At 71.4% G+C, this 13,632-nt stretch carries 10 protein-coding genes; 7 read left to right on the top strand and 3 right to left on the bottom strand.

Annotated features, from left to right (window positions below; genetic code table 11):
* Window positions 1–29 precede the first annotated feature (29 nt).
* The 3 genes from AC3RKB_RS12335 (at window position 30) to AC3RKB_RS12345 (ending at window position 3,312) form a co-directional block, all read left to right on the top strand.
* Window positions 30–704: a sigma-70 family RNA polymerase sigma factor gene (locus AC3RKB_RS12335; protein WP_491436821.1), complete on the top strand. Its 675-nt coding sequence runs from the start codon at window positions 30–32 to the stop codon at window positions 702–704.
* On the top strand, window positions 701–958 hold the full coding sequence (locus AC3RKB_RS12340; RefSeq protein WP_491436438.1) for a zf-HC2 domain-containing protein: 258 nt from the start codon (window positions 701–703) through the stop codon (window positions 956–958). Before AC3RKB_RS12335 ends, AC3RKB_RS12340 begins: the two co-directional genes overlap by 4 nt.
* A 65-nt stretch (window positions 959–1,023) precedes the next feature.
* On the top strand, window positions 1,024–3,312 hold the full coding sequence (locus AC3RKB_RS12345) for an MMPL family transporter (RefSeq protein ID WP_491436439.1): 2,289 nt from the start codon (window positions 1,024–1,026) through the stop codon (window positions 3,310–3,312).
* A gap of 82 nt (window positions 3,313–3,394) precedes the next feature.
* Here AC3RKB_RS12345 and AC3RKB_RS12350 read toward each other — a convergent pair whose 3' ends face one another.
* Window positions 3,395–7,255, bottom strand: a complete 3,861-nt coding sequence (locus AC3RKB_RS12350) for a multifunctional oxoglutarate decarboxylase/oxoglutarate dehydrogenase thiamine pyrophosphate-binding subunit/dihydrolipoyllysine-residue succinyltransferase subunit (protein WP_491436440.1) — start codon at window positions 7,253–7,255, stop codon at window positions 3,395–3,397.
* A 134-nt stretch (window positions 7,256–7,389) separates the two neighbouring features.
* Between AC3RKB_RS12350 and guaB1 the strand changes: the two genes are divergently transcribed.
* The 4 genes from guaB1 to AC3RKB_RS12370 all read left to right on the top strand — a co-directional run bounded on the left by guaB1 (window position 7,390) and on the right by AC3RKB_RS12370 (window position 11,834).
* Window positions 7,390–8,829, top strand: coding sequence for a GMP reductase (guaB1, locus tag AC3RKB_RS12355; protein WP_491436441.1), 1,440 nt, complete (start codon window positions 7,390–7,392; stop codon window positions 8,827–8,829).
* A gap of 156 nt (window positions 8,830–8,985) precedes the next feature.
* Window positions 8,986–10,317: a hemolysin family protein gene (locus AC3RKB_RS12360; protein ID WP_491436442.1), complete on the top strand. Its 1,332-nt coding sequence runs from the start codon at window positions 8,986–8,988 to the stop codon at window positions 10,315–10,317.
* The gene (locus tag AC3RKB_RS12365) at window positions 10,314–11,351 is read left to right on the top strand and encodes a hemolysin family protein (protein WP_491436443.1); all 1,038 of its coding nucleotides are present in this window, start codon (window positions 10,314–10,316) and stop codon (window positions 11,349–11,351) included. Before AC3RKB_RS12360 ends, AC3RKB_RS12365 begins: the two co-directional genes overlap by 4 nt.
* A gap of 57 nt (window positions 11,352–11,408) precedes the next feature.
* On the top strand, window positions 11,409–11,834 hold the full coding sequence (locus AC3RKB_RS12370) for a VOC family protein (RefSeq protein ID WP_491436444.1): 426 nt from the start codon (window positions 11,409–11,411) through the stop codon (window positions 11,832–11,834).
* Between the two features lie 7 nt (window positions 11,835–11,841).
* Here the strand turns inward: AC3RKB_RS12370 and AC3RKB_RS12375 are convergent, their stop codons facing one another.
* A complete protein-coding gene (locus AC3RKB_RS12375; protein ID WP_491436445.1) occupies window positions 11,842–12,978 on the bottom strand; it encodes an NADH:flavin oxidoreductase/NADH oxidase in 1,137 nt (378 codons plus the stop codon).
* Window positions 12,975–13,610 carry an HAD family hydrolase gene (locus AC3RKB_RS12380; protein ID WP_491436446.1) on the bottom strand — a complete coding sequence of 212 codons (636 nt, stop codon included), beginning with the start codon at window positions 13,608–13,610 and terminating at the stop codon, window positions 12,975–12,977. Before AC3RKB_RS12380 ends, AC3RKB_RS12375 begins: the two co-directional genes overlap by 4 nt.
* Window positions 13,611–13,632: the final 22 nt, after the last annotated feature.

The raw sequence follows: 13,632 nt of genomic DNA on the forward strand, positions 1-13,632 counted from the left end.
CCGTAGCGGTGCTGGAACCCCCGGCCGTCATGCAGGCCGACGATCTAGGATGGCCCCTGATGACCGGCGACGACACTTCAGCCCCCGAGGAGACTCGGTCCGACGACGAGACGCGCGACCTCGGCGCGCTGTTCGAGGAGCAGGCCCTGCCGTTCATCGACCAGCTCTACGCGGCGGCCCTGCGCATGACCAAGAACCCCGCCGACGCGCAGGACCTCGTGCAGGAGACCTTCGTCAAGGCCTACGCCGCGTTCGGCTCGTTCACGCAGGGCACGAACCTGAAGGCGTGGCTCTACCGCATCCTCACGAACACGTTCATCAACACCTACCGGAAGAAGCAGCGCGAGCCGTACCAGGGGACGATCGACGACCTGGAGGACTGGCAGCTCGGCGGTGCCGAGTCGACCACCGCGTCCTCGAGCCGATCGGCCGAGGCCGAGGCGATCGACCACCTGCCCGACTCGGCCGTCAAGGACGCGCTGCAGGCCCTGCCCGAGGACTTCCGTCTCGCCGTGTACTTCGCCGACGTCGAGGGATTCTCCTACCAGGAGATCGCCGACATGATGAACACCCCCATCGGGACCGTGATGAGCCGCCTGCACCGTGGCCGGCGGCTGTTGCGCGAGTCCCTCGCCGACTACGCGCGCGAGCGCGGCTTCGCCGCGGCGCAGCCGGCGGCCCGATCGACCAGGAGCGCGAAATGACCGACTGCGGTTGCGAGAAGGCCAAGGCCGAACTCGAGGAGTACCTGCACAACGAGCTGTGCAGCGAGGATGCCTCCGACATCCGCGAGCACATGCAGCACTGCGACGACTGCCGCGCCGAGCTGCGCGTGGGCGTCGCCATCACCGAGGTCGTTCAGCGGGCCTGCCGCGAGAGCGCCCCCGAGGAGCTGCGGTCCATCGTGCTCACGCGCATCCGCACCATCCAGTCGGGGCACGGCGCACTGGTCGACTGAGTCACCGCGCGTCCGAACTTTCGATGGACGCGCGAGACGGCATCCGTTCCGTACCGTCGAGGACGATGAACGAGCATGCCACCACACCCCGCCGAGCCGGACGCGTCCCCGTCTGGCTCCGAGTCCTCATTCCCTCCGTCCTGATCCTGGTCTGGTTCGCGCTCTTCGGCGCGGGCGGCGCCGCGTTCGGCACGCTCTCCGACGTGCAGCAGAACGACCAGGCGTCCTTCCTCCCCGCCTCCGCCGAGGCGACCGAGGTGAACGAGCTGCAGGACGGGTTCCGCGACTCCGAGAACGTGCCCGCGATCGTCGTGTTCGCGACCGACGACGGCGCCGAGCTCACGGCCTCGCAACTCGACGACGTCGAGGCGCTGCGCGAGTCCGTGCTCGACGTCGACGGCGTCGTCGCCGACGAGTCGTCGCCCGTGATCCCGTCCGACGACGGCGAGGCGGCGCAGTTCGTCGTCTCCATCGCGCCCGGCGACGGCGAGGGAGGCGCGGGCGAGACCGTCGAGGAGGTGCGCGCGCTCCTGGCCGACTCGTCGGTCGACGGGACCGTCGCGGCCGTGACCGGGCCTGCGGGCTTCACGGCCGACCTCGCCGAGGCGTTCGCGGGCATCGACGGCCTCCTGCTGCTGGTGGCGCTCGCCGCGGTGCTCGTGATCCTCATCGTGGTGTACCGCTCGCCGTTGCTGCCCGTCATCGTGCTGTTCACGAGCCTGTCCGCGCTCACCGCGTCGGTGTTCACCGTCGTGCAGCTCGCGAAGGCCGACCTGCTGCTGCTCTCGGGCCAGACCCAGGGCATCCTGTTCATCCTCGTGATCGGTGCGGCGACCGACTACGCACTGCTCTACATCGCCCGCTACCGCGAGGCGCTGTCGCTGCACGAGCGCCGGTGGGATGCCACGTGGGCCGCGCTGAAGGGGTCGTGGGAGCCCATCGCGGCCTCCGCCGGCACCGTCATCGTCGGCCTGCTCATCCTCCTGGCGAGCGAGCTGAACTCGAACAAGATCCTCGGCCCGGTCGCCGCGATCGGCATCGCGTTCGCGCTGCTCGCCTCCCTCACGCTGCTCCCGGCGCTGATGCTCTGGGCCGGCCGGGTCGCGTTCTGGCCGCGGCGCATCGCGCGGCCGGATGCCACGGCTCCCGTCCCGGCGGCGGCGGCCGACGGCAACGACGAGCGGGGGCTGTGGGGCGCCGTCGGCCGACTCGTGTCGCGCCGCCCCCGTACGGTGTGGATCGTCTCGACGCTGCTGCTCGGCGTCATGGCGCTGGGCCTGGTGCGACTGGATGCCGACGGCGTGCCGTCGAGCGAGTTCGTGCTCGGCGAGTCGCAGGCCCGCGACGGGCAGGAGCTCGTCGGCGAGCACTTCCCCGGCGGCTCCGGCACACCCGCCGTCGTCATCGGGCCGGAGGACGAGCTGCAGGCGATCGCCGACGTCGCGCTCGACACGCCGGGCGTGGCCTCGGTCGCGGTGCTCTCGGAGGAGTCGCCGGCCGGCAGTGCGCCGGTCACCGAGGACGGCATCCAGGCGTTCGGTCCGCCCGGGACGCCCGCCCCGGCACCGACCGTGGTCGACGGCACCGTGCTGCTGCAGGCCACGCTCGAGGACCCGGCGGACTCGCCGGAGGCCGAGGCCACGGTCGTGCAGCTGCGCACCGCGCTCGACGAGGTCGGCGAGGACGTGCTCGTCGGCGGCCCGACCGCCGTCGCCCTCGACACGAACGAGGCCGCGCTCGCCGACCAGCGGCTCATCATCCCGCTCGTGCTGCTCGCGATCCTCGTGATCCTGATGCTGCTGCTCCGTGCGATCGTCGCGCCGCTCGTGCTCATCGCGAGCGTCGTGCTCTCGTTCGCGGCCGCGCTCGGGGTGTCGGCGCTCGTGTTCGAGTTCGTGTTCGGATTCCCGGGTGCGGACCCCTCGGTGCCGCTGTTCGGGTTCGTGTTCCTCGTCGCGCTCGGGGTGGACTACAACATCTTCCTCATGACGCGCGTGCGCGAGGAGTCGGTCGTGCACGGCACGCGCCGGGGGATCCTGCGAGGGCTCCGGCTCACCGGCGGCGTCATCACGTCGGCGGGGCTCGTGCTCGCGGCGACGTTCGCGGCGCTCGGCGTGCTGCCGATCCTGTTCCTCGCGCAGATCTCGTTCATCGTCGCGTTCGGCGTGCTGCTCGACACGTTCCTCGTGCGCACGCTGCTCGTGCCCGCGGCCGCCTACGACATCGGCCGGGCGATCTGGTGGCCGAGCCGGCTCGCGCGCCGCGATCCGGAGCCGCTCCGCACGCCTGCGCAGGCGCCGGCGCAGCCGGCAGCCCAGGTCGCCGACGAGCCGGAGCCCGTGACCTCGGCCTGAGACGAGACGAGACGAGCGAATGCCCCTCCTGGAGGCATCCGCTCGTCTCGTCGTTCGCGGGGCGGGTGCCCGCTGCGGCCCGCTACAGGGTCAGTGCCCGCTTGACCAGGTCGGCCTGCTCGGTCGCGTGCCGCTTGGCGGAGCCGGTCGCGGGCGACGCCGCCGCCGCGCGGGCCACGACGCGCACCTCGCGCGGGCCGAGCTTGTTCGTCTCGATGATGAAGAACGGCCAGGCGCCCTGGTTCTCCGGTTCCTCCTGCGCCCAGACGAGCTCGGCGTTGGGGTAGCCGTCGGCGATCGCCTTGAGGTCGGCGCCGGGCAGCGGGTAGTACTGCTCGAGCCGGACGACGGCGATCTCGGGGTTGGGGTTCTTCTCGAGCTCGGCGATCAGGTCGTAGTAGAACTTGCCCGAGAGGAACACGACGCGCTTGACCGCCTGCTTGTCGGTGATGCGCGCGTCGTCGATGACGGGCTCGAACCGGCCCCCGGTGAAGTCGGCGACCTCGCTCGTCGCGCCGCGCAGGCGCAGCATCGCCTTCGGCGTGAACACCACGAGCGGGCGGCGCGGGCGCTGGTACGCCTGGCGGCGCAGCAGGTGGAAGTACGACGCCGGGGTCGAGGGACGCGCGACGGTCATGTTGTCTTCGGCGCACAGCTGGAGGTAGCGCTCGATGCGCGCGCTCGAGTGGTCGGGACCCTGACCCTCGTAGCCGTGCGGCAGCAGGAGCACGACGCTCGAACGCTGGCCCCACTTCTGCTCGGCCGAGGAGATGAACTCGTCGATGACGGTCTGCGCGCCGTTGGCGAAGTCGCCGAACTGCGCCTCCCACATCACCAGCGCGTCGGCCCGCTCGACCGAGTAGCCGTACTCGAAGCCCATCGCCGCGTACTCGCTGAGCAGCGAGTCGTAGATCCAGAACCGCGCCTGCTGGTCGGAGAGGTTCTGCAGCGGCAGCCACTCCTGGCCGTTCACGCGGTCGTGGAGCACCGCGTGGCGCTGCACGAACGTGCCGCGGCGCGCGTCCTGGCCGACGAGGCGCACCGGCGTGCCCTCGAGCAGGAGCGAGCCGAGTGCGAGCAGCTCGCCGAAGCCCCAGTCGATCTTGCCGTTGCGGGTCATGTCGACGCGCTTGGCCAGCAGCTGCTGGATCTTGGGGTGGACGGTGAAGCCCGCGGGCTTGTTGTTGAACGCGTCGCCGATCGCGTGGACGACCTCGGTCGACACGCCGGTCGTCTCGAGCTCGCCCGAAGGGGGCTCGGGTGCGCGCTGCGACTCGGTCGCCCCGACCACGGGGATCGCGCCGGTCTGCACGGCGTGCGTCTCGGCGAAGGCGCGCTCCAGGCGGTCCTGGAAGTCGCGGTGCGCGTTCTCGTACTCCTCTTCGGTGATGTCGCCGCGACCGACGAGGGCCTCGGTGTAGAGCTTGCGGACCGAGCGCTTGGACTCGATGAGGTTGTACATCAGCGGCTGCGTCATCGAGGGGTCGTCGCCCTCGTTGTGCCCACGGCGGCGGTAGCAGACGAGGTCGATGACGACGTCGCGCTTGAACTCCTGGCGGTAGCGGAACGCGAGCTCCGCGACGCGGACGACGGCCTCGGGGTCGTCGCCGTTGACGTGGAAGATCGGGGCCTGGATGGCCTTGGCGACATCCGTCGAGTAGATCGAGGATCGAGCGTCGCCCGGCACGGTGGTGAAGCCGACCTGGTTGTTGACCACGAGGTGGATGGTGCCGCCCGTGCGGTACGCGCGCAGCTGCGACATCTGCATGGTCTCGACCACGATGCCCTGGCCCGCCATGGCCGCGTCGCCGTGGATGAGGATCGGCAGGGTCGAGAAGGAGCCGATGGGCTTGCGATCCTGCTTGGCACGGACGATGCCCTCGAGCACGCCGTCGACGGCCTCGAGGTGCGAGGGGTTCGCCGCCAGCGTCACGGGCACCTGGTGGCCGTCGTCGGCGGTGAAGGTGCCCTCGGTGCCGAGGTGGTACTTCACGTCGCCCGAGCCCGAGAAGCCCCGGGTGTCCTGCGTGCCCTCGAACTCGCGGAACACCTGGCCGTAGGTCTTGCCGGCGATGTTGGTGAGCACGTTGAGCCGGCCGCGGTGCGCCATGCCGATGGCGACCTCGTCGAGGCCCTCCTTCGCGGCACCCTGCAGCACCTCGTCGAGCAGCGCGATCATCGACTCGCCGCCCTCGAGGCTGAAGCGCTTCTGGCCGACGTACTTGGTCTGCAGGAACGTCTCGAACGCCTCGGCCTCGTTGAGCTTGCCGAGGATGCGCATCTGCTCGTCGTGCGTGGGCTTCTCGTACTTGCGCTCGACCTGGTGCTGGATCCAGCGCCGCTGCACCGGGTCCTGGATGTGCATGTACTCGATGCCGATCGTGCGGCAGTACGAGTCGCGGAGCACGCCGAGGATGTCGCGCAGGAGGGCAGTGCGCTTGTCGCCGAAGCCGCCGGTGACGAACTCGCGGTCGAGGTCCCAGAAGGTCAGGCCGTGGCTCTCGATGTCGAGGTCGGGGTGCGAGCGCTGCACGTACTCGAGCGGGTCGGTGTCGGCCATCATGTGGCCGCGCACGCGGAACGAGTTGATGAGCTCCTGCACGCGAGCCGTCTTGTCGATCGCGCTGGCGATGTCGACCGAGATGTCGGGCGCCCAGCGGATCGGCTCGTACGGGAGCCGGAGCGCCGCGAAGAGGTCCTGGTAGAAGTTGCGCTCGCCGATGAGCAGCTCGTGGACCTTCTTCAGGAACTCGCCCGAGCCCGCGCCCTGGATGACGCGGTGGTCGTAGGTCGAGGTCAGCGTGATCGTCTTGCCGATCGCGAGGTTCGCGAGCGTCTTCTCGCTCGCGCCCTGGAACTCGGCCGGGTACTCGAGGGCGCCGGCGCCGATGATGCAGCCCTGGCCCTTCATCAGGCGCGGCACCGAGTGCACGGTGCCGATGCCGCCCGGGTTGGTCAGCGAGATCGTCGCGCCGCTGAAGTCGTCGGCCGTGAGCTTGTTGCCGCGAGCCCGCGACACCAGGTCTTCGTAGGCGTTGAGGTACTCGTTGAAGGTCATGGTCTCGGCGCGCTTGATCGCGGGCACGAGCAGGGCACGGGTGCCGTCGGGCTTCGGGATGTCGATCGCGATGCCCAGGCCGATGTGGGCCGGCTTGACGAGGCTCGGCTTGCCGTCGACCTCGGCGTAGTAGACGTTCTGGCTCGGGAACTCCTTGAGCGCCTGGATAAGCGCCCACCCGATGAGGTGCGTGAACGACACCTTGCCGCCGCGCGTGCGGCGGAGGTGGTTGTTGATCACGATCCGGTTGTCGATCATGAGCTTGGCCGGCACGGTGCGCACGCTCGTCGCGGTCGGGACGGTGAGCGAGGCGTCCATGTTGGCGGCGAGCGTCTTCGGCAGGCCGCGCAGGGGGACGATCTCGTCTTCCCGCTCGCCGGCGTCGGCCCGCGGCTGCGGGCTGGTCACAGGCACGTCGGCGGGGACCGGCGCGGTGCGCGGGGCGACCGACGTGGTGCGCGCCTCGGGCGCCTGGCCGATGACCAGGCTCGGCGCGGTCGCCGGGTGGGACGCAGGGGGCTGGGTCGTCGCGACGGGGGCCGCCGGGGCGGCCGGTGCCGACGGTGCGGGCTGCGCGGCCGCGTTCGCGGGCGGCGCGGCCGGGGCGGCGTTCGGAGCCGGCGCGGCGGGAGCGGCATCCGTCGCCTCGTTCGCGGCCCGGAGGAGCTCGGCCTCGTCGGGCATCGCCGCGGGCGCCTGCGGCGGGGCGGCGGCCTCACCGGTGCGGATCTGGCGGTAGTGCTCGAGCACCGGCCGCCAGGTCTCGTCGACCGATTGCGGGTCGGCGAGGAACCGCTCGTACATCTCGTCCACGAGCCATTCGTTGGCTCCGAACTCCGCCGACGTCGTCTCGTCGGACCCCGACCCGGTCAATTGGCTCGACACAGCCTCTCGCCCACTCTCTCCATTGATGTTTCTCACCTTGGCGGCGTGGCGCGCGCAGCACGGCGCGGGACGCCCTGACAAGCCTAAACCCCTTCCGGGGGCCGTCGGGACCGCTCAGGTATAGCGTGAACGACATGCAGTTCTACCGCACGACGCCGCGGCACGACCTCACGTACTCCGACGTCTTCCTCGTGCCGAGCCGCTCGGGCGTGACCAGCCGGCTCGACGTCTCGCTCGCGCCCGACGACGGGTCGGGCGCGTCGATCCCGATCGTCTCGGCGAACATGAACTCGGTCACCGGGCCCCGCCTCGCGGCGACCCTCGCGCGCCGCGGCGGCATCGGCGTGCTGCCGCAGGACCTGCCGCTGCAGGAGCTCGACGAGTCGATCCGCTGGGTGAAGTCGCGGCCCGCACGATTCGACGTGCCGCACGCCTTCTCGGTCGACCAGTCCGCGGCCGACGCCCTCGAGGTGCTGCCGCCCGTCGAGGGGCACGGCATCGTGCTCACCGACGACGAGGGCCGGTACGTGGGTACCATCCCCGCGTCGCGCCTCGCGACGGCCCTTCCCGACGCGCGCCTCGGCGACCTCGTGCACGGGGCAATCCCGTCGCTCGACGCCGACGACGTCGACACGCCGCGTCGGGCGTTCGACCTGATGGTCGACGCAGGACTCGACTTCGCGCCGGTGCTCGAGCACGGCCGCGTGGTCGGCACGCTCAGCCGGCGCAGCGCGCTGCGCGGCACGATCTCCGAGCCGAACACGGATGCCGCCGGCCGCCTCCGCGTCGCGGCGGCGATCGGCATCAACGGCGACGTGGGCGCCAAGGCGCGCGCGCTCGCCGCGGCGGGCGTCGACATGCTCGTGGTCGACACCGCCCACGGCCACCAGGAGGGCATGATCGCCGCGGTGCGCGCCGTGAAGGCCGCGGGGCTCGGCATCCCGGTCGTCGCGGGCAACATCGTCACGGCCGACGCGGTCGCCGACCTCGTCGAGGCGGGCGCCGACGTGCTGAAGGTCGGCGTCGGTCCGGGCGCCATGTGCACGACGCGCATGATGACGGCGGTCGGGCGCCCCCAGTTCTCGGCGGTGCTCGAGACGTCCGAGGCGGCGCGCGAGGCCGGTGCGGCCGTGTGGGCCGACGGGGGAGTGCGCTACCCGAGGGATGTCGCCCTCGCCCTCGCCGCGGGCGCGGCCTCCGTCATGATCGGCTCGTGGTTCGCCGGTACGATCGAGGCGCCGGGCACCCTGCGCCGCGACGCCGACGGCCGGGTCTACAAGGAGAGCTGGGGCATGGCCTCGACGAAGGCCGTCAAGGAGCGCTTCGGCCGGCTGTCGGCGTACGAGCTCGCCCGCAAGGAGCTGTTCGCCGAGGGCATCTCGTCGTCGGCGATCTACCTCGACCCGCTGCGTCCGTCGCTCGAGGACCTGCTCGACATGATCACGTCGGGCGTGCGCAGCTCGTTCACCTACGCCGGCGCGCGCAGCGTCCCGGAGTTCCGCGAGCGCGCACTCGTCGGCATCCAGTCCGCGGCCGGCTACGAGGAGGGCAAGGCGCTCCCGGTCAGCTGGTAGCGCCCGGAGCGGGCCCCGTCAGGGCGTGTGACGGGGGCGTTACGGCTCGGCGGGCTCGCGACATCCGCCGATATACTGGCTCGACCATGGATGATCCTCCCTCTGCGAAGTCCCCTGGCCATAGACCCTCGCCCGTGACCGAACGGGGTGGTGCGGATGTCTGAGTGGTTGCTCCTCGGCATCGGTCTCCTCCTCACGATCGGCACGGGCTTGTTCGTCGCGAGCGAGTTCGCGCTCGTCAACCTCGACCGCTCCGACCTCGAGGCGCGCCGCGCCAAGGGCGAGACCCGGCTCGGCATGACGATCGAGGCGCTGAAGATCACCTCGACGCACCTGTCGAGCGCGCAGCTGGGCATCACGCTCACCACGCTGCTCACCGGGTACACGATGGAGCCGGCGATCTCGTCGCTGCTCGCCGCACCGCTCGGGGCGCTCGGGCTGCCCGAGGGCGCGATCCGGCCCGTCGGCGCGATCACCGCGATGGTCGTGGCGACCCTGCTGTCGATGATCATCGGCGAGCTCGTGCCGAAGAACTTCGCGCTCGCGCTGCCGCTGGCGACCGCGAAGGTCGTGATCCCGTTCCAGACGGCGTTCACGTGGGTGTTCCGTCCCGCGATCGTCGTGCTGAACGGCAGTGCGAACGGCCTGCTCCGCGCCATCGGCATCGAGCCGAAGGAGGAGCTCTCGGGCGCCCGCTCGGCCGAGGAGCTCTCCTCGCTCGTGCGCCGGTCCGCGAGCGCGGGCCTGCTCGAGCAGGACACCGCGACGCTGCTCGGGCGCACGCTCCGCTTCTCCGAGCACGACGCCTCCGACGTGATGACGCCGCGGCCGCGCGTCGCGGCCGTACAGCGGCTCGAACCGGCCGAGGCCGTGATCGAGCTCGCCCGACAGACCGGCTTCTCGCGGTTCCCCGTGTACGACGAGGACCTCGACGACGTCGTGGGCCTCGTGCACGTCAAGCAGGCCGTCGCGGTCCCGCGCGAGAAGCGCGGCGACGTCCCCGCCTCCGCGCTCCAGTCCGAGGCGCTGCGCGTGCCCGAGACGATGAAGCTCGACCTGCTGCTCGGCGAGCTCCGCGGTCGCGGCTACCAGATGGCGGTCGTCGTCGACGAGTACGGCGGCACCGCGGGCGTCGCCACGCTCGAGGACCTGGTCGAGGAGCTCGTGGGCGAGGTCTCCGACGAGCACGACCGCACGCGGGCCGGCGTGGTCCGTCGTGGCGAGTTCGTGAGCTTCCCCGGCATCCTGCGACCCGACGAGCTGCTCGATCGCACCGGCATCCGGGTCCCCGAGGACGGCGCCTACGAGACCGTCGCCGGGTACGTGATGGCCAGCCTCGGGCGCATGCCGGTCGTCGGCGACGAGGTCGAGATCGAGGGCGGCCGGTTCCGCGTGCAGCGCATGGAGGGCCGACGCATCGACCGCATCCAGTTCACCCCGGCGACCGCGCGGACGCACGCCGACACGATGGCGGAGGTGGAGCGATGAGCGACTGGGCCGGACTCGCCTGGCTGTTCGTGCTGCTGGCCGGCAACGCCTTCTTCGTGGGCGCCGAGTTCGCCGTGATCTCGGCACGCCGATCGCAGATCGAACCGCTCGCCGAGAGCGGAAGGCGCAGCGCCAAGACCGCGCTGTGGGCCATGGAGCACGCCACGCTCATGCTGGCCATGAGCCAGCTCGGCATCACGATCTGCTCGCTGCTGATCCTGACGGTCTCCGAGCCCGCCATCCACCACCTGCTCGAGGTCCCGCTCGAGCTGACCGGATGGTCCGAGGAGGTCGTGTCGACGGTCGCGTTCGTCGTCGCCCTGCTGCTGGTCTCGTACCTGCACGTCGTGCTCGGCGAGATGGTGCCGAAGAACCTGTCCTTCTCGCTGCCCGACCGGGCCGTGCTCGTGCTGGCGCCGCCCCTCGTGTTCGTCGCCCGGATCTTCCGCCCCGTGATCGTGGCGCTGAACGCGACCGCGAACGGCGTGCTGCGGCTCTTCGGCGTGGAGCCGAAGAGCGAGGCCACCTCGACGTACACGCTCGAGGAGGTGCAGACCATCGTCGACCAGTCGCGGCGCGAGGGCGTGCTCTCGGACGCGAGCGGCACGCTCTTCGCGGCGTTCGAGTTCACGACCAAGCGCGTGAGCGACGTCGCGGTGCCCATGTCGGAACTGGTCTGCCTGCCCGACGACGCCACGCCGGCCGACGTCGAGCGCGCGGTCGCGCGCCGCGGCTTCTCGCGGTACGTGCTCGCGGGCGAGGACGGCGAGCCCGACGGGTACGTCCACCTCAAGGACGTGATCGACCTCGACGACGACGAGTTCGACGAACCGATCCCCGCGAAGCGCGTGCGCCGCCTGGTCTCGATCTTCGCGGGCACCGACCTCGAGGATGCGCTGGCCTCGATGCGACGCCAGGGCGCGCACGTCGCGCGCGCGTTCGACGACCAGGGTCGCACGACCGGCGTGATCTTCCTCGAGGACATCATCGAGGAGCTCGTCGGCGAGGTGGAGGACGCCACCCGGAGGGGGTGAGGCGCGCGGGGCGCGCGCGGCGTAGACTTCGCGCGTCACGAAAGCTGAGGTGCTGTCATGTTCGAGAACTCCATCGCATTGGCCACCCTCGCCGCCTCCGACCAGGAGCGCGCCCGGAAGTTCTGGAAGGACGTCTTCGGGCTCGAGCCGGTGCGGAGCGACCCGGGTGGCGACTTCTACGTGATCGGTGGCGTCGGCGTCCTCGTGTACGAGTCCCAGTTCGCCGGCACCAACAAGGCGACCGCCTTCTCGATCATGACCGACGACCTCGACCGCGACATGACCGCACTGCGCGCGAAGGGCGTCACCTTCCACGACTACGACCTGCCCGGCATCAAGACCGAGAACGGCGTCGTCGACATGGAGGGCGAACGCGGCGCGTGGTTCGACGACAGCGAGGGCAACATCATCTCGATCGCCCAGCCGACGAGCATGTCGATGGACGATGCGAGGGCGATGCTCACGGGCATGCGCCTGAACTAGCCGGGAGTCAGAACTCGCCGTCGTTGAGCTCGGGCCGCGCACGGAGGTACTGCGGCGGCCACATCGACGAGCCCGCGCCGAGCACGGACGCGGCCCGCATCGCGAAGTGCGGGTCGCGCATCATGGCCTTGCCGAACATGACCGCGTCGGCCGCGCCGGATGCGACGAGCGCCTCGGCCTGCGCCGCCGTCGTGATCCGCCCCACCGCCGAGACCGACACGCCGGCCCGGCCGCCGACGAACTCGGCGTGCGCGGCCTGGTACGCCGGACCGACCGGGATCCGCACGTCGCGCACGAGCCCGCCGGTCGAGATGTCGAAGAAGTCCGCGCCGGCCTCCGCGGCCCACCGGGCCACCGTCGAGGTCTGCTCCTCGTCCCAGCCGCCGGGCGCCCAGTCCGTCGCCGAGAACCGCACGAACAGCGGCATCCGCTCGCCGATCTCGGCCCGCACCACGCGGACGAGCTCGAGCAGCAGCCGCGCGCGGTTCTCGAGCGAGCCGCCCCAGCGGTCGTCGCGGAGGTTCGAGAGCGGCGAGAGGAACTGGTGAACGAGGTAGCCGTGCGCGGCGTGGACCTCGACGACGTCGAAGCCCGCCTCGACCGCGCGCCGCGCGGCGGCCCGGAAGTCCTCGACGACGGCGAGGATCCCGGCCTCGTCGAGCGCGGCCGGCACGCGCAGCCCGTCGAACGCGACCGCCGACGGCGCGACGGTCTCCCAGCCGCCCTCCTCGAGCGGCTGCGATCCCGGTCGGCGCAGGTGCTCCTGCCACACCGACGCCTTGCGACCGGCATGGGCGAGCTGGATCCCGGAGGCCGCTCCCTGCGACCGGATGAAGCGCGTGACGCGCGACCACGCCGCGGCCTGCTCGTCATTCCACAGGCCCGTGTCGTGGTCGGAGATCCGGCCCTCGGGGCTGACCGCGGTCGCCTCCGCGATCACGAGTCCGGCGCCGCCGGCGGCCATCGAGCCGAGGTGCACGAGATGCCAGTCGTGCGGCACCCCGTCGAGCTCGGTCACCGAGTACTGGCAGAGCGGCGGCACCCACACGCGGTTGCGGATCTCGAGTCCCCGGATGGTGATCGGACGGAACAGCGCGGGCACCTCCGCGGCGGCGGGCGCGGCGTGCGCCTCCCCGGCGCTCATGCGGCGAGCTCCCGCAGCCAGGACTCGAGGCCCGCGGCATCCGTGAACACGTGCCCGTCGCCGCCCACGGAACGCGCGCCCTCGACGTTCACCGCCTTGTTGTCGACGAAGAGGAACTCGGCCGCGCCGATGCCGAGCTCGGCCATCACGTGCGCGTAGATGTCGGCGCCCGGCTTGACCATGCCGAGCTCGCCGCTGACGAAGACCCGCTCGAACAGCGGGGCGAACGAGCCGTGCCGCAGCCAGCCGCCGAAGTCGGGGCCGGCGTTGGAGAGCAGCGCCATCCGCGTGCCGCCCTCGCGCAGCGCGTGCAGCACGGCCAGGGTCGCGGGGTCGACGCTCAGCCAGCTCCGGTGGTCGATCGCCCACAACTCGTGGACATCGATCGCCGACCAGCTCGCGCCGAGCGCGTCGGCCACGAGCGCCCAGTACGCCGCGATCGAGAGGGTGCCGCGGTCGAGCTCGTCGCGGTGCGCCCAGTACGCGGGCCAGAACGCCTCGGGGTCGATGCCCGCCCGGGCGGTCAGCGCGTCGCGGTCGGCCTCGGACGGCGAGCGCGAGATCACCTCGCCGTAGTCGAAGACGACGACGCGTGGGGATAGGGCGATCGGCGCGTGGATGGTCGCGGGCATGCTCCTCAACCTATCGTTGGGA

It is taken from the genome of Agromyces capsici, assembly GCF_058349965.1.

Bases quoted from the DNA above. Each gene is read 5' to 3' on its own strand.
- AC3RKB_RS12335 (WP_491436821.1), top strand. From the start codon at position 30: ATGCAGGCCGACGATCTAGGATGGCCCCTGATGACCGGCGACGACACT.
- AC3RKB_RS12340 (WP_491436438.1), top strand. From the start codon at position 701: ATGACCGACTGCGGTTGCGAGAAGGCCAAGGCCGAACTCGAGGAGTAC.
- AC3RKB_RS12345 (WP_491436439.1), top strand. From the start codon at position 1,024: ATGAACGAGCATGCCACCACACCCCGCCGAGCCGGACGCGTCCCCGTC.
- guaB1 (WP_491436441.1), top strand. From the start codon at position 7,390: ATGCAGTTCTACCGCACGACGCCGCGGCACGACCTCACGTACTCCGAC.
- AC3RKB_RS12360 (WP_491436442.1), top strand. From the start codon at position 8,986: ATGTCTGAGTGGTTGCTCCTCGGCATCGGTCTCCTCCTCACGATCGGC.
- AC3RKB_RS12365 (WP_491436443.1), top strand. From the start codon at position 10,314: ATGAGCGACTGGGCCGGACTCGCCTGGCTGTTCGTGCTGCTGGCCGGC.
- AC3RKB_RS12370 (WP_491436444.1), top strand. From the start codon at position 11,409: ATGTTCGAGAACTCCATCGCATTGGCCACCCTCGCCGCCTCCGACCAG.
- AC3RKB_RS12375 (WP_491436445.1), bottom strand. From the start codon at position 12,978: ATGAGCGCCGGGGAGGCGCACGCCGCGCCCGCCGCCGCGGAGGTGCCC.
- AC3RKB_RS12380 (WP_491436446.1), bottom strand. From the start codon at position 13,610: ATGCCCGCGACCATCCACGCGCCGATCGCCCTATCCCCACGCGTCGTC.